Genomic DNA, 22,417 nt, shown 5'->3' with positions numbered 1-22,417 from the left:
GGTTCACGCAAGATAGTGTTTCGAATACCTTCAAAGATGGCCAAACTCTCCAGTCAACAATTGACGGGCTGAAGTCAGGGGAAATTTCTCCAGATGACCTGCCTCCTATCCGGGTATTTGAGAAGGATGGAGCGGTTTACAGCTCGGATAATAGACGATTGCTTGCTGCGTCTGAGGCGGGCATTCCAATCAAAGTTGTTCCGGCTACGCCAGCAGAGGTTGCCAAGGAAGGATAGAAAATGACTACGCCCAATAATGGTTCGATTATCTGTGTTCGAGGCGTTTGTAAGTGAGGGCCGTATGAGTTTTGAACGAGTTAGAGATATACAGACAAAAGAAGATCTTGCGGATTTTGTTGGAGAGTTCAGAGAGGGATTGGTGCTTAATCCCGATGACTGGGAAAACCCGGACTTAGAGAGGTTTTTAGCTGCAATGGAAGCCTGGATTAGGTCAATAGATATGTATGCAAAAAACTCTGGCGATAGTGATGTTACTAGTCCTAGCTGGAGTACTTTTGCAAAGATATTGTGTGCATCGAAAGTTTATGAATAGTTGTTCTGCATAGACTTCACTCAACACCGGCCTCGTGCCGGTGTTGTTTTATCTGCTTACTGCAAAACCTCCCTTCCTTCGCTGCTCGCTTTAGTCGTGGCCTGAGCGATCAGGGCATCGAGCATCTGCGCCACAAATTTCTGCTGGCTCTTAGGTAGCTGGTCGATGGCTTCCAGTTGCTGTTGCCATTTCGGAGCAGGGCCACGCTTACGCACAGTGGTTTCCTGCTGCTGACCAAACAGTTCTTCGAGTGTGGTCGAAAGCAGCCGGGCCAGCTCTGGCAACGCCGCTACCTGGATACGCCGCTTGCCGGACTCATAGGCTTGGATAGTCTGCGGAGACACGCCCAGCCGTTCAGCCAGTTGGGTTTGGGTGATGCCGTGTTCTTTGCGCAGGCGGGCAATGCGTTCGCCCAGGGTAATGAAAAAATCACGTTCTTCGCTGGTGATGCTCATAGCTGTCGTCGACGAGATCTGTAATAGGACAGCTATTAAGGTACTCCCGTGGAAAAGGGGACAGATTTATTTATAGAATTGAAAAAGTCCAAGCAGCGGCCTTCCTGGATGAGTCAGCGCTGTTACGACGATGCGCCAGAGACACTGACAGTACCTGAACTGAAAACCGGCGGAAAAAACCTGGTGACGCCCTTGAGCTGTCCGCAGCAAGTACCGAAAGCAGCTCTCGAATCGCTGTATAAGGGCCGATGGCATGTTGAGCTGGATCTACGCAATCTCAAGACAACGTTGAGACTTGAAATGCTGAGCTGCAAGACACCTGGCATGGCCGTCAAAGAGCTATGGATTTATCTGCTGGCGCACAATCTGATTCGGATGATCATGGCCCAATCCGCTCTGTTAGCGGATTGTTTACCGCGAGAACTGAGCTTCAAGCATGTCTTCAGCTGTGCCTTGCGTTGAGGCGGTATGGGGCTGGCGAATACGGCGATGAGTTGTTGAGTCTGCTCGAGTTGATTGCTTGCAAACGTGTTGGAAACCGGCCTGGCAGGATGGAGCCTCGTGCTTTAAAACGAAGATCCAAGCCTTACCCCATGCTGATGCAAGCACGTCGATCGGCAAGGGCTGAGGTGCGGAGAAATGGGCACCCGAAGACGGTTAAGTAAGTGCCATTCGAAGCTGAGCCCTATTTTACGGTCGAACTGACCGCCACGATCAATGCAATGAACGCGCAAATCGCAAGTGCCGCGGAGGAGCAAACCGCGGTGGCTGAAGAGATCAACCGCGGAGTGCATCAGATCGCACGCGCCATCGACGCGGTTACCAACCAGACGCAGCAGGGCGTCCAGACCGTCGACGAGTTGTATGCGATCGGCAGTCGCCCGCAAGGCTTGCTGGGGCAATTCAAAATCTGAGGCTGCCCTGCAGGGATACCGCGCTTATCAGGCGTTGACCGTCACCGCGTTTTGCTTGCGATACAAGATCGTCGTCGCCGTGAACCCGCACAACGCCGCAAACATCAGCCAGTAGGCCGGTGATGCCTTATCGCCGGTTACTTGCACCAAAAGGGTGGATACGGCGGGTGTAAAGCCGCCAAACACTGCAGTCGCCAAGCTGAACGCCAGGGAGAACCCGACGACCCTGACGTTCTGTGGCATCACCTCAGTCAGCGCGGCAACCATTGCGCCGTTGTAAATGCCAAAGAAGAACGAGAAGTACAGCAGCACGCTGAGGAGTCGTTCGAAGCTGGCCGCGGCGGCCAGCCAATGCATGGCGGGGTAAGCGGTGCATAGGCACAACAAAGAGATCGCCAGCAATAACGGGCGCCGGCCGATACGGTCGGAGAGTGTGCCGCCGATGGGCAACCAAATGAAGTTGCTCAGGCCGACGAAGAGCGTGACCACCAGGCTGTCGGTGGTGCTCAGGTTCAGTACCGAACGGCCGAAAGTCGGGGTGTAGACGGTGATCAGGTAGAACGTGGTGGTGGTCATCGACGCCAACAGACCGCCAGCCAGTACCGTGCGCCAGTTGTCGCGCATTGAGCGGAACACTTCATTGGCCGTTGGGTGATGCTTGCGTGCTTTGAACGCCTCGGTTTCCTGCAACGAACGGCGAATGATGAAGATGAACGGGATGATCACGCAGCCGATAAAGAACGGGATGCGCCAGCCCCAGGCGGCTACCTCGGCGGCTGCCATGGACGCGTTGATCGTGTAACCCAGCGCTGCCGCAAGAATGATCGCCACTTGTTGGCTGGCCGATTGCCAACTGGTGTAGAACCCGCAGCGGCCCGGCGTGGCGATTTCAGCCAGGTACACCGAAACGCCCCCCATCTCCGCCCCGGCGGAGAAGCCCTGCAACAGTCGTCCCATCAACACCAATACCGGTGCTGCCACCCCGATGCTGGCGTAGCCGGGCACGAGTGCAATCAATACCGTCCCGGCCGCCATGATCGACAGCGTTACGATCAGGCCCTTGCGCCGTCCCACCTTGTCGATGTACGCCCCCAGCACGATAGCGCCCAGCGGACGCATCAGGAACCCGGAGCCGAATACGGCGAAGGTCATCATCAGCGAAGCGAAGTCGCTGGTGGCAGGAAAGAACGTCTGGGAGATGTAGGTCGCGTAGAACCCGAACAGAAAGAAGTCGAACTGTTCGAGAAAGTTGCCGCTGGTGACCCGCAGGATGGCGCCCAGTTTTGAACCCTTGGACGGGGTGTTTTGTGTTGTTGTTTTCATTATGGCTACCGTGGTGATCAATCTTGTTTTTGGAATGACGGTCTTGACGATCAGTCGCTTGCGGCGTTGATGGGGTTGGGTTGACGTTTTTCGATGGAGTATTTGAGCAGCGCGGCGCTGCGGAAGATGCCGTGGGCGAATTTGCTGTAGGGCATGGTCAGGAAAAAAGCCATGACCAGGCCGAGATGGATCGCCAGCAACAGGCCCAGGGCCATGCTTTCGCGAAACGCCAGGAGTGCCAGGCCGCTGGCGCTGACGAGAAACAGCAGCGCGATGAAGCCGCGATCCATGGGTTTCTGCTGTTCATCGCCGTGTTCGGCGTTGCGCCGCAGGTTCAACCACAAGAGCCCCGCCGGGCCGACCAGCAACCCGAACCCGCCGACGATGCCGAGCATCACCGGCACGCTCAAGACGGGGTAGGGCGCCGACCAGCCCAGCAGGAAATGGTAGAGCGTGGCCACGCCGGTGGCGGCGAAGCACAGCATGAAGCCGTAGAAGGTGAAGTGATGGAAGCGCCGCCGCCACAAGGTGAATCGATCATCGGCGTTATTGCAGCCCTCGCCGTGGCCACCATCCAGGTACTTGAGCGTGGCCACATTGGCGCTCGCTTCCAGGGCCGCCGATGTTGTTTGCTCGCGGGAGGCCTCGACCGGCGAGACATTGCGCCAAAAGCGCCGCACGCCGATCGCCAATGCAAGCACCGCGAAACCAAACACTGCGCCGAACATCAGCGCCAGGGTGTTATGCGGGAAGATCCCGTAGAAATTCCCCCCGGGCATTGCCGTGAACAGATTGCCCATCATCATCAACGTCAGGCAGAGGAACAGCGCCAGCCCCGCGCCGGATGCCAGCGCCAGGGTCAGCCCGTTGCGCCGGTATAACGTGCCCATCGCCTGCGGCCAGGCGTACTCGGCATATGTGTCGAGGCGGACTTTGGCCATGGCCTTGGGCACATTGATCGCAAATTCATGCGGTGCGGCGTACTGGCAGGCGTGCAGGCACGCACCGCAGTTATGGCAAAGGTTCGCCAGGTAATGGATGTCCGCCTGAGAAAATTCCAGGCGTCGGGTCATGGCCGGGAATACCGCGCAGAAGCCCTCGCAATAACGGCAGGCATTGCAGACCGTCATTTGTCGCTGGACTTCGCTTTCATCAAGGTTGAGGACGGGAATCAGCGTGCCCGGCGCCTTGGGATCAAACAGCTGCATGTTGCGGTTCCTGGGATGAACGGGTGATGAAGCCGGCCGCGGCGGCGGCTTGCACGCCGGCAATGCGACCGAATGCGGTGCCGATGGCCATGCCGATGCCGGCGGTGTAGCCCTTGCCCAATACGTTGCCAGCCATCATTTCTCCGGCGACGAACAGGTTCGGGCTCGCCTGGCCATTGAAGCGAACGGCGGCGGTAGCGTCGGTGGCGAGGCCTAAATAGGTGAAGGTCACGCCCGGCTTGAGCGGGTAGGCGCAGAAGGGGGGCTTGACCAATGGGCGGGCCCAATGGGTTTTGGCGGGCGTCAAACCTTCGGTGCGGCAATCGTCCAGGGCGGTGTGGTCGAACGTACCGACGCGGCAGGCCGCGTTGTAGGCCTGGATGGTGCTGACAAATGGCGCCACCGGGAGCTTCAGCTGGCGCGCCAGGTCTTCCAGCGAGTTGGCTTTGGTGCCCGGAAACACCGGCGGCATGAACCGACCGATGGCTTGTTGGTCGATGATCGAATAAGCCTGTTGACCGGGCTGCCCCGCGACCAGGCGCCCCCAGATCGCATAGCGCTTGGGCCAGAAATCCTCGCCCTCGTCATAGAAGCGCTCGCCGTCGCGATTGACCACCACGCCCAGCGATACACAATCGATACGCGTGCAGATGCCGCCGTCATACAACGGTGCGCGGGCGTCGATGGCCACCATGTGCGCCTGGGTCGGGTCGCCGATAAAATCGGCGCCCAGTTGCTGCATGCGCCGCAGCAGTACGCCGGTATTGAAGCGCGTGCCGCGAATCAGAAAGTTGTCCGAAGGCCACTCGCCGCGCTCGTTTTGCCCCCACGCTTCACGCAGCCATTCGCGGTTGGATTCGAACCCGCCCGCCGCCAGCACGCACGTCCTGGCCTGGATACGTTCGGCGGGCAGACGTTGCCCTTCGGCATCGCGCGCGCTCAGGTGGGCCGCGACAAATGTTCCCCCGTTCAATTCGATGTCGGTCACTTGCGCGTTGTAGCGGATGTTCACGCCCAACCGCTCGGCGCTGCGGTAATACGCATTCACCAACGCCTTGCCGCCGCCCATGAAAAACGCGTTGGTGCGCGCGACATGCAGCGCGCCGGATAACGACGGCTGAAAATGCACGCCATGGGCGCGCATCCAGTCACGGCAGTTCGATGAGGCGCGGATGACCAGACGAGCGAGCTTCTCGTTGGTCATCCCGCCGGTGACTTTCAGCAGATCCTGCCAATACTCCTCTTCGGGGTAGGCCTCGACCAATACATCCTGGGGCGCGTCGTGCATGCAGCGCAGGTTGCGGGTGTGTTGCGAGTTGCCGCCGCGCCAGGCTTTGGGCGCGCCTTCAAGCAACATCACGCTGGCGCCGGCCTCTCGGGCCATTAACGCCGCGCACAAGGCGGCATTGCCGCCGCCAATGACTAATACGTCGATCATCATCACTCCTCGATCGCGAGGAGGCGTGAACGAAGGGCTCCTCGCGAGTGGCGAGACCTTAGGGCAGCGAGCGTTGGGTCGAAAGGCGCGTTAGTGGTTGGGGTGTTTAGTTTTCGTAAAGGCTTTGCGGGTTGCCGCTGGCCCTGAAGCGCGGGCGAGGGCGGCTGGAGATCAGGGCGTGATGTCTTCGATCCACGAGGCGCCCGGCCATTGATGATCGATCACCAGCTGCCGCGCCACATCGGTGATGACCAGCCGCGCCGCGAGTGCCGCGGGCGCCAGCTCATCATCCGGCAGTGTCGCCAACAGGTTTCGCCGGCCGACATGAGCATCGGCGATTTCCACCACCGAAAGCCCCGACTCGCCTTTAAGCGCCACCGCCGCGCCGGGCTGGATGGTGGCCGCGTGGCCGGCGCGTACAGCGTTCATCAACACGGCCAGGCCATCCACCTCCATGATGATGTTGGGCGTCAACCCCGACCGCTCGAACGCCGCCATCAGCGTTGAGCGCAAACCGTGTTGCGCACTCGGCATCACCAGCGGCAGTTGCCCCAGGTCCGCCATTTGCACAGAGCTTCCTTGCGGGGCATCCGGCAAGTGCGGCGAGCAGATGACAAACAGTTTCTCGTCAAGCAGCGGCGTCACGCTCCAGCGCTTGCCCCCTTCAAGTTGAAACAAAATGGCCAGATCGATCTGGCGGGCATTGAGTTGCGTGGCCAGATGCCCGGACAGCATCTCGATCAGGTGCAACTGAATATCCGGATACCGCGCGCGCATCGCATTGATCAAGGGCAGGGCAAGCACCGTGGCCGTGGTGGGCGGCAAGCCCACGGTGACATACCCGCTCATCCGCCCACGGTGTGCCGCCAGGATCGCATTCTCGGCTTGCCTCAAGCACAACTGCGCATGGTGCAGGAACGCCATGCCGGCCGGGGTCGGTGTGACGCCGGTGGTCGTGCGGTTCAGCAGGCGGGTCGAGAGTTCGCTTTCGAGTTTGGCGATCTGCTGGCTCAGCGCCGACACGCCCACGTCCAGCTCAAGGGCTGCGCGGCCCAGGCTGCCGTGTTCGACAATGTTGACGAAATAGCGCAGTTGTCTTAATTCCAAGCGTTACTGCTCCACTTCAAATGAGTACCTGCCTGTGTAACGGTGGGTCGGGGAACGTCAGCCACCACGCACCGAGCGGGCGAGGCGGCGCGTGGTCAGCCTGAGAGGTAACGCGTCGGCCGTCAACTTCCAGCGTTGGGTTCGCTGCTGGCCGGCGTTGTTGGCGTGCGCCAATTCATAACATGCGGCGCAGCACGTCGCTACGAGGGTCTTTGTCGTAGAAGCGGTGCTTGAGCGCACCGGCGATGTGCAACAGGATCAGCCCGAGCAAGGTATACGCAAGTACCTTGTGCAGCCACTGGAAGACGACGAACCAGTCGTCATTTTTCGCCAGCAGCTCCGGCAGGTTGATCCCGAAAAAGAACACCCCGTCGCTCATCGTGTAGGTGCTCGACATCGAGTAACCCATCAGCGGCACGATCACGAGCAGCGCATACATCACGCGTTGCGCCAGTCTCGACACAAACCGCTCATGCTTCGCCAGCGTTCCCGGCGGCTGTGGCAGCCTGGGGCTGTGCAACCGCAGGGCGATCTGAACCAGCACCACCAGGAACGTCAGCACCCCGAAGGACTTGTGCCAGGGGTAATAGAGCTCGAACTTGCTTGCCACTTCGTCAGGCATGCCGGTCATATGCCAGCCGGCCCAGAGCAGGCCGGCGACGAGTGCGGCGCGCAGCCAATGCAACATGCGCAGGGACGTCGGATACCGATCGGTGCTCTGTTCGTCAGTCGGGTTCATCGTGGTCTCTCCATGGGTATCAAAGGCCTCAACGGCGGCGGGGCGGTCAGGCCCGGTTTTTTTCAGGTGGGCAGCAGCACGGTGATGACCTTCTCCTCGGTGTAGGCCATCGCGCCGCCGAAACCGCCCTCGCGTCCGATGCCACTGGTCTTGACACCGCCCCAGGGCAGGTTGGCATCCAGCGGGCTCCAGCAGTTGACACCCACGGCGCCGACCTTCACCGCCGCGGCCACGCGATGCGCGCGCGCCAGGTCGGTGGTCCACACCGTGGCCGCCAGGCCGTAGGTGGAATCGTTGGCCAGTGCGACAGCCTCTTCTTCGCTGTCGAACGTGATCACGGTGCCGACGGGGCCGAAGATTTCGTCGCGGGCGATCGCCATCTCGTTGTTGGCGTTGGCGAAGATCGTCGGCCGCACAAACCAGCCGCGCTCAGGCGTCGATACACCGCCGGCGAGCAGAGTAGCGCCTTGGTCGATGCCCAGTTGGATGTAACGGTTAACGCGATCGAATTGCGCTTTCTTGGCCACCGGGCCCATCTGTATGCCGGGTTCGCGCGGATCGCCGACCTTGACCGCTCGCGCCGCCTCGGCCAGCGCTGCGGCGAAACGCTCGGCAATGCCGCGCTGCACCAAAATGCGCGAGCCGGCGGCACAGACCTGGCCCTGGTTGGCGAACAACCCGAGGGCACAACCGCGCAGCGCGTCGTCAAAGGGTGCGTCGTCGAAGACGATCTGCGGGCTCTTGCCGCCCAGCTCCAATGCCACGTGCTTGAACAACACGCCCGCGGTACGCTGGATCTCGCGTCCCGCCTCGGGGCTGCCGGTGAAACTGATCTTGGCGACGTGCGGGTGTTCGCACAGCGCACGGCCCACCTCGGCGCCGTAGCCGGTGACCACGTTGATCACGCCATCGGGGAAACCCGCTTCCTGAGCCAGCGCGGCCAGGTGCAGGGCGGACTGCGGCGTTTCTTCCGAAGGCTTGATGACCACGGTGCAGCCGGCGGCGAGCAACGCCGCGAGTTTCCAGACGGTGATCATCAGCGGCGAGTTCCAGGGCACGATCGCACCGACTACGCCCACCGGCTCGCGGACTGTGTACGAGAGCGTCTTGGTGCCGAAGTAGCCGCCAGTGGGAATGGTGCGCCCCTCCAACTGGTTGGCCCAGCCGGCGGCGGCACGCAGGTTGGCGACCGCGTTGGGGACGTCCAGCCGGCGCGGTTCGAGCGGCGAACGGCCGATGGCGTCGGCGTCCAGGTCGGCCAGCACGTCGGTGTCGCGCTCTACCAGGTCTGCCAGTTTCACCAGCAGCCGCCCACGCTGGGCGCCATCGAGCTGGCGCCAGGCGCCATGTTCGAGTTGGCGCTGCGCGGCGGCTACGGCGCGATCCACGTCTTCGGCCGTGCCGCGTGCGCAACTGCCGTACACCTGTTCTGTCACGGGGTTGACCAGGGCAATGCGCCGGCCGTCGGAGGCTTCGACGCCAGTGCCGGCGATGAAGTGATTCAAATGTTCAGTCATGTTTGAGGCCTAAGTGATGGAGGACCGGTGTGAACCGCTCAAGCCTTGAAGGAGGCCAGTGCCTCGCGGGGCATCCGCGCAGTGCAAGGATTCAGGTATGCCGATCATCCCTATGGCGCGCCGCTTGCCGTTAGCCCGAATTGGCACTTGAGACGGCTGCCGTGAGCGCGCCGCCCCGCGAATTGAGGCGTGCACAAAGGAATGTGCAGGTTTTGCGCTATGTGCGAATATCGCCGGGAAGAATGCTCAAAAAAAAAGAATATTGGCAGAGGCTTTCGGCACCATGAAAAACCCGCTCATCAGCCACTTTCAAGATATCCATGTGCATGCGGCCACCATCGAGGAATGGAGCCAGGACTACAGTCAATTAACCGCGGGTTCGGCTGAGAGTTCGCTCATGCAACTGTCGACTGCCGGTTGCCATGTGTTTCGCGAGCAGATCAACCAGCGCGTCGTGCAACACGGCGCGGCGCCGCGAGGCAAGATGTGTTTTGCGGTGCCGATCACCGTGCCGGGTTCGGTTCGGATGCAGGGGCGGGAGGTGGACGACAGCAGCCTGTTCTTCCTTCACGGTGGCGAGGAGTTCATGTTCCATATGCCGATGGGCATGGAGTTGTTGTCCATCACGTTCGAGCGTGAATTGTTCGAGCAGGCACTGGCGCAAACGGCGTCGGCGAAGGAGGTCGGCCAGTTGCTGCGTCAGCCGGTGATCAGGGTGTCCACGCAGCGCGTTGCCGGCGCTCGTCGGCGCTTGCTGGCGATGTTCTCCCAGGCCCTGATGCACGAAGCGCTCGACAGCACGCGAGACCGCGAGCGGGAGCAGGCGTTGGAACAGGCCATGCTTGGCGAGCTGCTGCAACTCTTGACCGACCCGGCCTGTGACAAGCAGCAACGCAGCCCAAGTTCCACGGGCAGTTTCATCGTCGAGAAATGCCACCGTCTGGCGACGGCGCAGTTGAACAGCGTGCCCAGCGTGAACGACTTGTGCCAGCGCCTGCAAGTCAGTCGGCGCACCGTGCAGAACAGCTTTCGCGCGGTCGCCGAGACCACGCCCCTGAACTACCTGCGCTCCGTGAGGCTCAACGGTGTGCGCCGGACCTTGATGTCCACCCGCGCGTCGGAGCTCTCGATCGGCGATATCGCTGCCCAATGGGGCTTCTATCACCTCAGCCATTTCGCCGCGGAGTACCACGCGCTGTTCGCCGAGTTACCGTCGCACACCGCACGTGCCGCCATCGCCGTCTGCGCGCGGGCCTGACGATCCAGTTGTTACGGTGCTGCCGATCTGCTCACGGATAGTGCATGGACTGTCCTCTTTAGTAGCACATCGTCTGGACAGAATCGGATGGGCGACTGCGAAGTATCCGACGACTACATCTAAATCAATCACTTAAGTCGACAGGCCAGAACCTGGCACGCCTCGTGCATTTTTGAATTTATGGATAATTGGATACAAAAATGCAAAGGTACCGCCGAATGCAATTTGCCCCCGCTTACGTTGACCGTCAGCCCCTGACTGCCGAGGAAGAGGCCTACAACTTCCTGCTCAATGCCATTTGCGGCGGCCGCTACCGCAAGGGCGACCGCCTGATTGCCGAAGACATCGCCAGTGAAATCGGTATGAGCCGCATGCCGGTGCGCGAAGCGTTCCGCCGCCTGGATGCCCAGGGCCTGGTGACCTTGCGCCCCAACCGCGGCGCCATCGTCGGCGGCCTGGATATCGATGAGCTGCACGAAGTCTTCGAGATGCGCAGCGCCCTCGAAGGCCTGGCGGTGCGTGTTGCGGTCGGTCGTATCGGCGAGCGCCAACTGGCGGCCCTGGAGCGCTTGCTGGACGAAATGGACGACTACCGCGACGAAAGCGCCGTGTGGGTCAGCCGGCACCGCGCGTTCCATGAATACCTGTGCAGCCTCAGCGGCCGGCCGCGGCTGATGAAGCAGATTTCGGCGTTGTACTCACTGGTCGAGGCGCCCATGCGCTTGTGGTTGCAACACGGTGAGAAACCCCTCAGCGCGCGCCAGGAACACGCGGTGATCCTCGACGCCATCCGTGCCGGTGACGCGGCGCGCGCCGAAGCCGTGGTGCGCGAGCACATCGAAGGCACCGTGCCGGCGCTGATTCAATTCCTGCAATCGGAACAATAGAAGCGGGCCCAAGCCCGCCTGTGTGTTGACGTTGAGTCCTGCCCCCGTTATTCAACGAACTGGAGTGTCTGGTCATGCATAAACGCCGCGCCTTGCTGGTGGCTCTCTCTCTCGGCCTCTGTACCCCATGGGCCTTCGCTGCGCCCCAGGTGCCGGAGCGTCTGCAGAAAGTCGATAAGCTCATCTACTGCTCGGGGATGGATTCACCGCCCCTGGTGTCCTTCGACGAAATCCAGAAACCGCGCGGGCTCACCGTCGACCTCGGCGTGGAAATCGCCAAGCGCCTGGGCGACAAACAGGTGCAATGGCGGGTGATTCCGTTCTCCGGGCTGGTGCCGGCGTTGCTCGCCCAGCAGTGCGACATGATTGTCGATCAACTGTTCGACAAGCCCGAACGGCGACAGGTGATCGACATCGTCAACTACATGTATTCCAGCCAGTCGGTGGTGGTGCCCAAGGGCAACCCCAAGGGCATCAAGACCCTGGATGACCTGTCCGCGCACAAAGTGGCAGTGCTCAACGGTTCCACCATCAAGACCCTGTTGGACACCCAGAACGACAGCCTGACCAAGGCCGGCAAGCCACCGATGAAGCTGGTGGTCTACAACACCGACACCGACGCGTTCCAGGCCCTGCGCATCAGCCAGGTCGACGCCTACGGCACCACCGTGGAAACCGCCGGTTACTACGCGGCCATGGCCCCGGACCTGTTCCAGGAAGGCGTGCCGGCGTTCAGTCGCATCCTCACCGGCCTGGGCATGCGCAAGGACGACCCGCAACTGACCGCCGCCGTGCAGCAGATCATCAGCGACATGCGCAGCGATGGCAGCTACGTGCGGTTGCTGGACAAATGGCATGTCAGCAGCGACACACTCGACTGAGGCAAACCTGCGATGAATTTCAATTGGGATGTGTTCTGGCAGTACCTGCTACAGCCCAGCGGGGTGTACCTCACCGGGCTCTGGTTGACCTGCCTGATCAGCGTGCTGGCGATGCTGCTCGGCTGCGTGTTGGGGCTGGCGGCGGCGCTGCTGCGCTTGTCGAAGAACCCGCTGTTGCACCTGCCGGTACGCTTTTATGTGTGGTTGATGCGCGGTACGCCGTTGCTGGTGCAGATCGTGTTTCTGTACACCGCATTGGCGGCGGGCGGGATTTTCCGCTTCGAGGACATCGAGCTGTTCGGCCTGATCGTGCCCGGCAATATCCAGGCGGCCATCATCGCCCTGGGCCTCAACGAAGGCGCGTATATGGCCGAGATCATCCGTGCCGGTATCGGCGCGGTGGACAAGGGCCAATACGAAGCCGGGCGTTCCCTGGGCATGGGCTTCGCCAAGCTGATGCGGCGCATCGTGCTGCCCCAGGCCTTCCGGGTGATCGTGCCGCCGCTGGGCAACGAGTTCAACGTGATGCTCAAGAACACCACCCTGGTCAGCGTGATCGGTGTGCAGGAGCTGCTGCTCAGTACGCAGATGATCACCTCGGCGACCTTCCGCGTATTTGAGCTGTACCTGGTGGTCGCCCTCTACTTCTTGACGCTGACGACACTGTGGGGCTTTTTCCAACGCTGGCTGGAGACGCGCTTCAGCCAGTCCGACCGGCCCACCGCGCCGCCGACGGCGTCCAGCCGCCTGTTCGGGCGCAGCACCCTGAAACTGCTGAGGGGACGTTAACCATGGCGCACCAAAGTGAAGAACTGATCATCGAAGCGCTGGATATCCACAAGTCGTTCGGTACATTGCCGATTCTCAAGGGCATCTCGCTGCAAGTACGCCGTGGTGAGGTAGTGGTGCTGATCGGCGCCTCCGGCTCCGGCAAGACCACCTTTATCCGCTGCATCAACCTGCTGGAAGACATCCAGGGCGGACGCATCCGCGTCAACGGTCGCGCCATGGGTTATCGCGAGCGCAGCGACGGCAGCCTGGTGCGCGATTCAGAGCGCAACATCGCCCGTCAGCGCCGCGACATCGGCATGGTGTTCCAGCGTTTCAACCTGTTCCCGCACATGACCGCGCTGGAAAACATCATCGAAGCGCCGATCCAGGTGCTCGGCACGCCGCGTGCGCAAGCGCTGGAACAGGCCCGTGGCCTGCTGGCGCGGGTCGGCCTGGCGGACAAGGCCAGCCATTACCCGTCGATGCTCTCCGGCGGCCAGCAGCAACGGGTGGCGATCGCCCGCGCGCTGGCGATGAAGCCCCAGGCGATGCTGTTCGACGAACCCACCAGCGCCCTCGACCCGGAAACCGTCGGCGAAGTGCTGCAGGTGATGAAGGAACTGGCCGAGGAGGGCATGACCATGGTGGTGGTCACCCATGAGATGGGCTTCGCCCGTGAAGTGGCCGACCGCGTGGTGGTGCTCGACCAGGGCGAACTGATCGAGCAGGGCCCGCCGGAACAGATCTTCAGCCACCCCAGCCATCCGCGTACCCGAGCCTTTCTCAGCCGCGTGTTATGACTTTTTTTGAAGAGCCTTTGCCATGTTGAAATTTTCTGCTCACGAGTACCCTTATCCGTCGCAACGCCAAAGCGTCTTCGCCCGTCGCGGCATGGTCGCGGCGTCCCAACCGCTGGCCGCCCAGGCCGGGATCGAGATCATGCAAAAGGGCGGTAATGCCATCGATGCCGCCATCGCCACGGCGGCGGCGCTCACCGTGGTGGAACCCACCGGCTGCGGCCTGGGCGGCGATGCCTTTGCCCTGGTGTGGTGCAAGGGCCAGTTGCACGGCCTGAACGGCAACGGCCACGCGCCGGCCGCCTTGAACATCGAGGCGGTCAAGGCGGCGGGCCATGAGCGGATGCCGCTGTACGGCTGGACACCGGTCACCGTGCCCGGTTGTCCATCGGCCTGGGCGGAGCTGTCGCAACGCTTCGGCAAGTTGCCCTTTGCCGAACTGCTGCAACCGGCGATCAGCCTGGCGCGCGACGGTTTCCCCGTGTCGCCGGTGGTCGCCCATCAATGGCAGATCGCCCTGAATGAATTCAGCCCCCATCGCGACGCGGTGCTGGACGCCTGGTTCGACACGTTCCTGATCGACGGGCGCGCACCACAGGCCGGGCAGATCTTCCGCAACCCGGCCCAGGCCCGCACACTGGAAGAACTCGCCGCGACCCGCTGCGAAAGCCTCTATCGCGGCGCCTTGGCCGAGCGCCTTGACGCGCACTCCCGCGCCAGCGGCGGTTACCTGCGCGCCAGCGACCTCAAGGATTACCGCGCGCAGTGGGTGGCGCCGATCCATATCAATTATCGCGGCGTGGACGTCTGGGAAATTCCGCCGAGCGGGCAGGGGCTGGTGGCGTTGATGACGCTGAAAATCCTTGAAGGCTTCAGCTTCGATCACCGCGACAGCCAACAGACCTGGCACCGTCAGTTGGAAGCGATGAAGCTCGCCTACAGCGACGGCCTGCACTACATCACCGACCCCCAACATATGCGTGTGGCGGTGGCCGATCTGCTGAGCGACGCCTACAGCACGCGCCGCCGCAGCCAGATCGGTGAACAGGCGCAGCCGCCCGCGCCCGGCGACCCCCACGCCAGCGGCACGGTATACCTGGCCACGGCGGACGCCGAAGGCAATATGGTTTCGTTCATCCAGAGTAACTACCACGGCTTCGGCTCCGGCGTGGTGCTGCCCGACAGCGGCATCGCCCTGCAGAATCGCGGGCAGGAATTCAGCCTCGATCCGGCCCACGCCAACTGCCTGGCCGCGGGCAAGAAAACCTTCCACACCATCATCCCGGGCTTTCTCACCAAGGACGGCCAGGCTCTCGGACCGTTCGGCGTGATGGGCGGCTACATGCAGCCCCAGGGCCATGTGCAGATGGTGATGAACCTGGTGGACTTCGGCCTCAACCCCCAGGCGGCCCTGGACGCACCGCGCTGGCAATGGCTGGGCGACATGAAGGTCGGCATCGAACACGGCGCTTCGCGGGACTTGGTCAATGCATTGGCGCGGCGCGGGCATAAGGTGCAGACCGACAGCGACCTGACCGACTACGGGCGTGGGCAGATCATTCTGCGCGACCCGGTCAGCGGCGTGCTGTGCGGGGGGACCGAGCCGCGGACGGATTCGCATATCGCCGTGTGGTGAGCCGCTGATCGAGCCCAAGGGCGCGGTTTCACTGCGCCTGCCGGCTCAGCTTGACCAGCAGTGCGGCCATCAACAGCAGTACCGCCATCGTCACCAGCACGACCACGAAGCCTGCATCAAACGCCGAACGGGCGAACGCCGTCAGCATGGCGGCGCCCTCGGGTGACAAGGTCTCTGCGACTTTCAGCGCGTCGTCGAGGCTCTCGAATGTCATGGGGTTTCGGCTCAGCCATGACGGGATCATCAAGCCTGTCGAGTACGCGTAGATCGCTGACAAGAGGCTGCCTGCCAGTGTCACGCCCACCGCACCGCCCAGTTCGAACGAGACTTCCTCAAGGGAGGCGGCCATGCCGGCCTTGTCGGCGGGTACGCTGAGCATGATAGTGCTCGACGCCGCAGTCAGTGCCGCCCCCATGGTCAGGCCCAGCAGCGCCAGGCTGACGATTTGCAGCGGCACTGCGGCGTTGTACAGCGACACATAGGCCAGCATCGCGGCGGCTGACAGCAGCAATGTCCAGAACAGCATGCGTTGGTTGCCCAGGCGCGGCAGGTAGTAGCCGGCAAGCGGGCCGGCGACGAAGGAGCCCAGTGGCAACGGCAGGATGAACAGCGCCGCGTCCAGTGGCGACAGGCCCAGCACCAGCTGCAGGCGCTGGCTGAACACCAGTTCCATGCCAATCAAGGCGGCGGCGGACACGAGCGCTGCAATCACGGCATTTCTGAATCCGGGCGTGCTGAACAACGACAGATCGAGCATCGGTTGCGTCGCTCGGCGTTGGCGCCGAATGAACAGCGTGAGGCAGAGCGCACCGAGCACGACCGCCACCAGCATGGCGTCGAAGGAGGGCACCCGTTTGCCGAGCTCCTTGACGGCATACGCCATGCTGATCAAGCCGATCATCACCTGCAGCGAACCCAGCCAATCCCAACGTCGTTCGGGGTTTCCCGGGTGGTCGGGGATCAACAGCACGCCGACGAGCAACGCCAGCAGCACAATCGGCACGTTGATCAGAAACACCGAGCCCCACCAGAAATGCTCCAGCAACAGGCCACCCACCACCGGCCCGAACGCCGCGCCCCCCGAGGCCACCGAGGCCCAGATCCCGAACGCCATGGCCTGTTCGCGCTCGTCGGTGAACGTCAACCGGACCAGGGCCAATGTGGCGGGCATCATCATCGCTGCGCCGACCGCCAGGAACCCCCGCGCGCCGATCAATACGCCGGCCGAAGGCGAGAAGGCTGCGATCAGCGAGCACAGCCCAAATACACTCAAGCCCCCGATAAATAGCCGTTTATGCCCCAGGCGGTCGCCGAGCGTGCCCATGCCCAGCAACAGCCCGGCGGCGATCAGCGCATAGATATTGATGATCCACAGTTTCTGCGACGCCGTCGCACCAAGCTCGCGCGTCAGTGTCGGCAACGCGGTGTACAGCACGGTCATGTCAATCACGATGAGCAGCAATGCGCTGGAAATAATGGCCAGGATCAACCAGCGTCGCGAAGCGGTCATGGGCAGGGCTCGATGGGTAAGGTGTCGAAGGCCGGCCACTGTAGCTCAGTTGCGCTGCATTGCCCCTCACACACGGAAATGGCCCACCAGGTTCTGCTGATGGTTGGCCATTTCATGCAGTGAGTCACTGGCCCTGGAGGCCTCGTTCATGCGCGTGCTGAGTGTTTCGCTGATGCCACGGATGTCACTGACACGCTGGCTGATATCGTCCACGACGGTGCTTTGTTCCAGGGCGGCGCTGGCGATCTGCTGGTTCATCTGCTCGATCACGTCCACGGCCTGGGAGATGTTCTGCAGCGCCGCACGCGTCTGTTGCACTTGAATCACGCTGCTGCCGGCTTGTTCGCGACTCAGTTGAGTGCTGTGTACCACCTCCTGGCTCAGCTGTTGCAACCTCTCGATCACGTTGCGCACCTGTTCGACCGAACTCTGGGTGTTGCTGGCCAGGTGCCTGACTTCATCGGCCACCACCGCAAAACCGCGCCCTTGTTCGCCCGCTCTGGCCGCTTCGATGGCCGCATTCAAGGCCAGCAGGTTGGTCTGTTGAGCGAGGGTGCAGATCACGTCCAGCACCTGGCTGATCTGGCTGCTGCTGTCGGCGAGGGCGTGTACCTGCTTGAGTGTGGCGTCCAGGCGCTGGTCGAGGTGTTCGATGTTGTGTACGGCGCTGGCGAAGACGGCCTGACCGGAGCGGCTCGCGCTTTCCGCGGCGCTCGCGGCGTCGGCGGCAGAGTGCGAGTGGCGCGCCACTTCCTGGGCACTGGCGCTCATTTCATGCAGCGCGGTCGCCGCCAGTTCCACTTCACGGTACTGGCGCTGCATGCCTGCGCTGACCTCCCGGGCAATGCCCGAGGACGTGTCGGCACTGGTGCGCGTGTCCCGCGAGGCGGATTGGATGTCGCGGATGATCGGCTGCAATTTGTCCAGGAAACGGTTGAAACCGTTGCTCAGTGCGCCCAGCTCATCGTGGCGAGCCACCGGCAGGCGCTGGGTGAGATCACCGTCGCCGTCGACAATCGCATCGAGCAGGCTGGCCACCTTCAGCAGCGGGCGCGTCACGCCGTAGGCCGCCAGCCAGATCAGCAGCATGCCCAGGCAACTGGCGAGCAAACCGAGGCCCAGGTTGAGCCAATTGGCCTGGCGGCGTTGGGCATCCAGTTCGCTCTGCATCTGCCGAACGGGGGCCTGCGCCACGGCTTGCGGCACCTTCAGCTGCAACGTCCACGGTGGGCTGCCCGCCACGGTCTGGACGGCCTGACTGATGTCGATGCTGGCGCCCGAGACCTCGCCACTGCGCCCGGCCACCTGGCCCGAGTTTGCGACTATGCTGACCGCGCTGGCGCCCTGGTACAGATCCTGGCGCAGGTTGGCCGCGAGTTTCTGCAGGGTGTCGAGGCCGATGTCCATGCCGACCACGCCGATCGTCGTGCCGTTGGCGATCAGTGGAATCGAAATGCTGCTCATCAGGACTTTGCGGCCCTCCACCTCGCTTTCATAGGGCGCCACCACACAGGTGCGGCCCTGGGCCTGCGGGCAGACGTACCAGGCGTTTTCCGGCTCACTGCCCGTCGGCGCATGGTTGGCGGTGATTTGCGGCTCGGTGAGTACTTCCTGGACCAACTGCCCCGGTTGGCTCTGCGACCAATACAGCGCGAACCGGCCTGTTTCGTTGCCTGCCAACGCACGTTGCGCGGTGAACTGCGCGTCGGCACCCGCCAGCGCATCGGGCAGCAACACCACGTACAGGCCGAGCACTTTGTCGCGCTTGAGCAGTGTCTGGCGAGTAATGTTCACCAGTGTTTCGCGCAGTTGTGTCGCCGAGAGGTGGCCATTGAGGGTTTGTTCGCGCAGTTGCAGGACCTGTTGCGCGAAGCCTTCGCCATACAGCGCCGTCTCATTGAAAAACCGCGCGACCTGCTGACCGTGGGCAACCGCCTGGGCCTGCAAGTGCTCCGTGGCCGCTTGCGCCAGCAACTGAGTGCTGCGTGCCTTGAGCAGTTCTGCACTTTGTTGATTCTGGTACAGCGAGGCGCCGGTCAATGCGGCGACAACGGCCAGCAGGCACAGCCCGCTCAGGAGTGTGATGCGCCATTGAATAGTCAGGTGAGCAAAAGGCATGGCTGGGGGTTCCTGCGCGTGAGGGCTCTATGGGCTGTAATAGCCTGGTGGGCGCCGTCGTTTCTTATTGTTGCTAGCCGACATCCGGGCATAGCACGGCGACCCTAGAGTGCAGGGATGAACATCCGGGGGGTTATCCCAAATCGGCGGGGAACGGTGCTGGACGCTGAACTGTTTTGGGGCGGTGCAGGCGATGCTACCGATTTGGGATAGCGAGGGGTTTGTAGGGGGGCATAGGATCGAATACAGCGTGCAAGCCAAAAAATAAAAGCGCTACCCGGTGCCGATAGAGCCTTGATCGGAGCCACCCCACAGCGACTGCCTCATACAATAAGGTCAATAACATGAGTGTATCTATTCAGGTCAACAGCTCCACGGAGTTGAAGCGAGGCGCCCTGGGTGTCGGCTTCATCATCTTTTTCGTGGTTTCGGCGGCGAGTCCGCTCAGTGTCATCGCCGGCGGTTTTCCGATTGGCATCATGCTGGGTAACGGTGCCGGCACCCCGGCGTTGCTGCTTCTCGCCTTGCTGGTGCTATTGGCGTTCTCGGTGGGTTACACCACCATGTCCCGGCACCTCACCAACGCTGGCGGTTTCTATGCCTTCACCTCGCGTGGCCTGGGCGGTTTGGCCGGGGGCTCGGCGGCGGTGTTGGCGATGTTTGCCTATAACATTCTCCAGATCGCCCTGTATGGCATGTTCGGCGGCGTGGTCAGCGGCACCATGGAGAGCGTGGTTGGCCTGGTGTTGCCGTGGTGGTCGTATTCGCTGATGGCGATGGCCAGTATTGCGGTCCTCGGTTATCGCAAGATTGATCTGTCGGCCCGGGTATTGTCGGTCGTGGTGATCGCCGAGTACCTGGCGATCCTCACCCTCGACTTCGCCATTCTCAAGAGCGGCGGTGACAGCGGGGTCAATCTCGACGCATTCAGCAGCCAGCATGTGTTCAGCGGTACGCCGTCGATCGGCCTGCTGTTCTGCTTCGCCGCCTTCATCGGCTTCGAGGCCACGACGATCTACGGCGAGGAAGCGAAAAACCCGCAGCGCACCATTCCGATTGCCACCTACTGTTCGGTGCTGTTGATCGGTGGGTTCTATGCGCTGTCGGTCTGGGCGATGGTGGTGGGCGTGGGCGCGGACAAGATCGTGCCGATGCTGCAGGCATTGCAGGACCCCACGACCTTTATCTACGGCATGTCCGATCACTTCGTCGGGCCTTACCTGACCCAGATCATCCGCGTGCTGTTCATGGTCAGTATCTACGCCGGGCTGTTGGCATTCCATAACGCCGCCGCGCGCTACTTCTACGCGATCGGCCGCGACGGCCTGCTGCACAGTCTGCTGGGCACCACGCACCGCGTGCATCAGAGCCCGCATATGGGCTCGGCCTTGCAGAGCCTGATCGCGGCAGTGGTAGTGCTGATCTTCGCCGCCTTGGATGCGGACCCGATCCTGCAACTGTTCGCCTGGTTCTCCAACCTCGCCACCCTGTGCGTGATTTTGTTGATGGCGATGACCTCGGTCGCGGTGTGTGTGTATTTTCACCGGCATCCCGAGCTCAACGTCAGCGTTTTGCGCGGGCGCATTCTGCCGGGGATCTCCTGCCTGGCATTACTGATGGTGCTGGTACTGGCGGTGGCGCATTTCGATGTGCTCACGGGCGCCAGCAAGCTGTTGTCGTACAGCCTGTGCGCCGTCATCCCCCTGGCCCTGCTCGGCGGCATCTTTCTCGCCGCGCGCTTGCGCAAGGTATCGCCCCAGCGGTTCCTGGCGTTGGGCAGCCACAAGCTCTAAGGCATCAACCCGGTACAACTCTACTGCGAACTGTGCGCTTGTCGGTGTCCGACAAGGCGTGCCTGCGTTAAAGGAAAATTGCACATGCACCATTACACGATGCTGATCAACGGGGTTCAGGTTGCCGGTGAAAACGGGCAGTTTGACGTGATCAACCCAGCCACCGGCACCGCATTCGCACAGTGCCCGGCCGGTTCCCTGGCGCAACTGGACCAGGCGGTGGCGGCTGCCCAGGCGGCCTTCAAGACGTGGCGGCACAGCACTCACGCGCTGCGTTGCGAGCGCCTGCTGGCGATTGCCGAGGCGATCGAACAGGATGCCGACGCCCTGGCCCGGTTGATCGTTCTCGAACAGGGCAAACCGCTGGAGCTGGCGTTGTCCGAAGTCATGGGCGCCGCCGCGTGGACCCGCTATGCCGCCGCGCAACAGATCCCCGTGGAACTGGTGGAAGAAACCCCCACCCAGCGTGTCGAGTTGCACCGCAAGCCGCTGGGCGTGGTGGCTTCCATCACACCGTGGAACTGGCCGGTGATGATTGCCGTGTGGCACATCATGCCTGCGTTGCGTGCCGGCAATTGCGTGATCAGCAAACCCTCGAGCCTGACGCCATTGAGCACCTTGCGCCTGGTGGACATCATCGCTCGGCATCTGCCCCACGGGGTGATCAATTGCGTGACCGGTGAGCAAGGTTTCGGCAGCGCGATCACCTCCCACCCCGGTATCCAGAAGATCGTCTTCACCGGCTCGACCGCCACCGGGCAAAGCGTGATGCGCGGCGCTGCCGGCAACCTCAAGCGATTGACCCTCGAACTGGGCGGTAACGATGCCGCCATCGTACTGCCGGGCACGCCGGTGGAAGAGGTCGCCGAAGCGATTTTCCAGGCAGCGTTCCTCAACATGGGCCAGACCTGTGCGGCCCTCAAGCGTTTGTACGTTCATGAGTCCCAGTACTCGGCGTTTGCCGATGCATTGACGCGCATCGCCGCACGCCAGGTCGTCGGTGACGGCCTGGCGCCGGGGGTCACGTTTGGTCCGGTGCAGAACCTGGAGCAACTGCAACTGGTCGAGGCACTGGTCGCCGATGCGCGCGAACACGGCGCGCGGGTTTTGTGCGGCGGCGCGCGCCTGGAGCGTCCGGGGTTCTTTTATCCACCCACGCTGGTCGCCGATGTCACGGACGGCCAGCGGCTGGTCGACGAGGAGCAGTTTGGCCCGGTGTTGCCGTTGATCGCCTATCAGGATGTGGAAGATGTGCTGCGTCGCGCGAATGCGGGCGACATGGGCTTGGGCGGCTCGGTCTGGGGGCCGGACGTCGAACAGGCGACGGCGTTGGCCAGTCGTCTGGAAAGCGGCGTGGCATGGGTCAACTGCCATGCCCGCATCCAGCCGAACACGCCGTTCGGCGGCAGCAAGATGTCCGGGTTCGGTGTCGAGTTCGGCCTTGAAGGGCTGCTGGAATTCACCGGGCAACAGCTGTTGTTTGTCCACAACCGTGACGCTGAGTAAGGGCCTG

18 protein-coding genes and 3 pseudogenes are annotated in these 22,417 nt (G+C 62.3%); 11 read left to right on the top strand and 10 right to left on the bottom strand.

Going from position 1 to position 22,417, the window contains the following annotated elements:
* The first annotated feature begins 300 nt into the window (after window positions 1-300).
* Complete coding sequence (locus tag C8K66_RS19660; protein ID WP_096480655.1) at window positions 301-552, top strand: hypothetical protein; 252 nt, start codon at window positions 301-303, stop codon at window positions 550-552.
* A 56-nt stretch (window positions 553-608) separates the two neighbouring features.
* Here C8K66_RS19660 and C8K66_RS19655 read toward each other — a convergent pair whose 3' ends face one another.
* Window positions 609-1,007 (bottom strand): helix-turn-helix domain-containing protein, encoded by a 399-nt coding sequence (locus tag C8K66_RS19655; protein ID WP_046384107.1) that lies wholly within the window; start codon window positions 1,005-1,007, stop codon window positions 609-611.
* 63 nt (window positions 1,008-1,070) lie between these two features.
* Between C8K66_RS19655 and C8K66_RS19650 the strand changes: the two are divergent.
* A pseudogene (locus C8K66_RS19650) lies at window positions 1,071-1,672 on the top strand (transposase); the annotation flags it as partial.
* A 48-nt stretch (window positions 1,673-1,720) separates the two neighbouring features.
* Window positions 1,721-1,921, top strand: a pseudogene (locus C8K66_RS19645) (chemotaxis protein); the annotation flags it as partial.
* Between the two features lie 27 nt (window positions 1,922-1,948).
* Here the strand turns inward: C8K66_RS19645 and C8K66_RS19640 are convergent.
* From C8K66_RS19640 to C8K66_RS19615, 6 genes are all read right to left on the bottom strand, one after another.
* Window positions 1,949-3,244 (bottom strand): MFS transporter, encoded by a 1,296-nt coding sequence (locus C8K66_RS19640; protein WP_108525711.1) that lies wholly within the window; start codon window positions 3,242-3,244, stop codon window positions 1,949-1,951.
* Between the two features lie 50 nt (window positions 3,245-3,294).
* Entirely contained in the window at window positions 3,295-4,452 is a 1,158-nt protein-coding gene (gene tcuB, locus C8K66_RS19635; protein WP_017846941.1) for a tricarballylate utilization 4Fe-4S protein TcuB, read from the bottom strand.
* Entirely contained in the window at window positions 4,439-5,890 is a 1,452-nt protein-coding gene (gene tcuA, locus C8K66_RS19630; RefSeq protein ID WP_017846942.1) for an FAD-dependent tricarballylate dehydrogenase TcuA, read from the bottom strand. The genes tcuB and tcuA overlap by 14 nt, the downstream gene beginning before the upstream one ends.
* A 171-nt stretch (window positions 5,891-6,061) precedes the next feature.
* Window positions 6,062-6,997: a LysR family transcriptional regulator gene (locus tag C8K66_RS19625; protein WP_017846943.1), complete on the bottom strand. Its 936-nt coding sequence runs from the start codon at window positions 6,995-6,997 to the stop codon at window positions 6,062-6,064.
* Window positions 6,998-7,172: 175 nt separating this feature from the next.
* Window positions 7,173-7,736, bottom strand: coding sequence for a cytochrome b (locus C8K66_RS19620; RefSeq protein WP_046384104.1), 564 nt, complete (start codon window positions 7,734-7,736; stop codon window positions 7,173-7,175).
* A 62-nt stretch (window positions 7,737-7,798) separates the two neighbouring features.
* Window positions 7,799-9,253 carry an aldehyde dehydrogenase gene (locus C8K66_RS19615; protein WP_108525709.1) on the bottom strand — a complete coding sequence of 485 codons (1,455 nt, stop codon included), beginning with the start codon at window positions 9,251-9,253 and terminating at the stop codon, window positions 7,799-7,801.
* Window positions 9,254-9,536: 283 nt separating this feature from the next.
* Between C8K66_RS19615 and C8K66_RS19610 the strand changes: the two genes are divergently transcribed.
* From C8K66_RS19610 to C8K66_RS19585, 6 genes are all read left to right on the top strand, one after another.
* A complete protein-coding gene (locus C8K66_RS19610) occupies window positions 9,537-10,511 on the top strand; it encodes a helix-turn-helix domain-containing protein (protein WP_046384102.1) in 975 nt (324 codons plus the stop codon).
* A 218-nt stretch (window positions 10,512-10,729) separates the two neighbouring features.
* On the top strand, window positions 10,730-11,398 hold the full coding sequence (locus C8K66_RS19605) for a GntR family transcriptional regulator (protein ID WP_046384101.1): 669 nt from the start codon (window positions 10,730-10,732) through the stop codon (window positions 11,396-11,398).
* 74 nt (window positions 11,399-11,472) lie between these two features.
* Window positions 11,473-12,279: an ABC transporter substrate-binding protein gene (locus C8K66_RS19600; RefSeq protein WP_108525707.1), complete on the top strand. Its 807-nt coding sequence runs from the start codon at window positions 11,473-11,475 to the stop codon at window positions 12,277-12,279.
* Window positions 12,280-12,291: 12 nt separating this feature from the next.
* The gene (locus C8K66_RS19595; protein ID WP_046384099.1) at window positions 12,292-13,068 is read left to right on the top strand and encodes an amino acid ABC transporter permease; all 777 of its coding nucleotides are present in this window, start codon (window positions 12,292-12,294) and stop codon (window positions 13,066-13,068) included.
* Between the two features lie 2 nt (window positions 13,069-13,070).
* Window positions 13,071-13,850, top strand: a complete 780-nt coding sequence (locus tag C8K66_RS19590; RefSeq protein WP_046384098.1) for an amino acid ABC transporter ATP-binding protein — start codon at window positions 13,071-13,073, stop codon at window positions 13,848-13,850.
* Window positions 13,851-13,872: 22 nt separating this feature from the next.
* On the top strand, window positions 13,873-15,483 hold the full coding sequence (locus tag C8K66_RS19585; protein ID WP_108525705.1) for a gamma-glutamyltransferase family protein: 1,611 nt from the start codon (window positions 13,873-13,875) through the stop codon (window positions 15,481-15,483).
* Window positions 15,484-15,511: 28 nt separating this feature from the next.
* On the opposite strand, the gene C8K66_RS19580 is transcribed toward C8K66_RS19585, so the two are convergent.
* The 3 genes and pseudogenes from C8K66_RS19580 to C8K66_RS31700 all read right to left on the bottom strand — a co-directional run.
* Window positions 15,512-16,993 carry an MFS transporter gene (locus C8K66_RS19580; protein WP_108525703.1) on the bottom strand — a complete coding sequence of 494 codons (1,482 nt, stop codon included), beginning with the start codon at window positions 16,991-16,993 and terminating at the stop codon, window positions 15,512-15,514.
* Between the two features lie 66 nt (window positions 16,994-17,059).
* Entirely contained in the window at window positions 17,060-17,815 is a 756-nt protein-coding gene (locus C8K66_RS31705; protein ID WP_371928148.1) for a methyl-accepting chemotaxis protein, read from the bottom strand.
* A gap of 102 nt (window positions 17,816-17,917) precedes the next feature.
* Window positions 17,918-19,111 (bottom strand): annotated as a pseudogene (locus tag C8K66_RS31700) (HAMP domain-containing protein); the annotation flags it as partial.
* Window positions 19,112-19,455: 344 nt separating this feature from the next.
* Here C8K66_RS31700 and C8K66_RS19570 point away from each other — a divergent pair.
* Window positions 19,456-20,904, top strand: coding sequence for an APC family permease (locus C8K66_RS19570; protein ID WP_046384094.1), 1,449 nt, complete (start codon window positions 19,456-19,458; stop codon window positions 20,902-20,904).
* Between the two features lie 84 nt (window positions 20,905-20,988).
* Window positions 20,989-22,410, top strand: coding sequence for an aldehyde dehydrogenase family protein (locus C8K66_RS19565; protein WP_046384093.1), 1,422 nt, complete (start codon window positions 20,989-20,991; stop codon window positions 22,408-22,410).
* Window positions 22,411-22,417 lie beyond the last annotated feature (7 nt).

Origin of the sequence: Pseudomonas sp. GV105 (assembly GCF_003058185.1) — a bacterium.
Classification (GTDB): Bacteria; Pseudomonadota; Gammaproteobacteria; order Pseudomonadales; family Pseudomonadaceae; genus Aquipseudomonas; species Aquipseudomonas veronii.
The sequence above is the reverse complement of the archived record's forward strand: the minus strand, read 5'-3'. Positions and strand labels throughout refer to the sequence as shown.

Coding starts and splice junctions, on each gene's coding strand:
- C8K66_RS19660 (WP_096480655.1), top strand. CDS start 301: ATGAGTTTTGAACGAGTTAGAGATATACAGACAAAAGAAGATCTTGCG.
- C8K66_RS19655 (WP_046384107.1), bottom strand. CDS start 1,007: ATGAGCATCACCAGCGAAGAACGTGATTTTTTCATTACCCTGGGCGAA.
- C8K66_RS19640 (WP_108525711.1), bottom strand. CDS start 3,244: ATGAAAACAACAACACAAAACACCCCGTCCAAGGGTTCAAAACTGGGC.
- tcuB (WP_017846941.1), bottom strand. CDS start 4,452: ATGCAGCTGTTTGATCCCAAGGCGCCGGGCACGCTGATTCCCGTCCTC.
- tcuA (WP_017846942.1), bottom strand. CDS start 5,890: ATGATCGACGTATTAGTCATTGGCGGCGGCAATGCCGCCTTGTGCGCG.
- C8K66_RS19620 (WP_046384104.1), bottom strand. CDS start 7,736: ATGAACCCGACTGACGAACAGAGCACCGATCGGTATCCGACGTCCCTG.
- C8K66_RS19615 (WP_108525709.1), bottom strand. CDS start 9,253: ATGACTGAACATTTGAATCACTTCATCGCCGGCACTGGCGTCGAAGCC.
- C8K66_RS19610 (WP_046384102.1), top strand. CDS start 9,537: ATGAAAAACCCGCTCATCAGCCACTTTCAAGATATCCATGTGCATGCG.
- C8K66_RS19605 (WP_046384101.1), top strand. CDS start 10,730: ATGCAATTTGCCCCCGCTTACGTTGACCGTCAGCCCCTGACTGCCGAG.
- C8K66_RS19600 (WP_108525707.1), top strand. CDS start 11,473: ATGCATAAACGCCGCGCCTTGCTGGTGGCTCTCTCTCTCGGCCTCTGT.
- C8K66_RS19595 (WP_046384099.1), top strand. CDS start 12,292: ATGAATTTCAATTGGGATGTGTTCTGGCAGTACCTGCTACAGCCCAGC.
- C8K66_RS19590 (WP_046384098.1), top strand. CDS start 13,071: ATGGCGCACCAAAGTGAAGAACTGATCATCGAAGCGCTGGATATCCAC.
- C8K66_RS19585 (WP_108525705.1), top strand. CDS start 13,873: ATGTTGAAATTTTCTGCTCACGAGTACCCTTATCCGTCGCAACGCCAA.
- C8K66_RS19580 (WP_108525703.1), bottom strand. CDS start 16,993: ATGACCGCTTCGCGACGCTGGTTGATCCTGGCCATTATTTCCAGCGCA.
- C8K66_RS31705 (WP_371928148.1), bottom strand. CDS start 17,815: ATGCAGCGCCAGTACCGTGAAGTGGAACTGGCGGCGACCGCGCTGCAT.
- C8K66_RS19570 (WP_046384094.1), top strand. CDS start 19,456: ATGAGTGTATCTATTCAGGTCAACAGCTCCACGGAGTTGAAGCGAGGC.
- C8K66_RS19565 (WP_046384093.1), top strand. CDS start 20,989: ATGCACCATTACACGATGCTGATCAACGGGGTTCAGGTTGCCGGTGAA.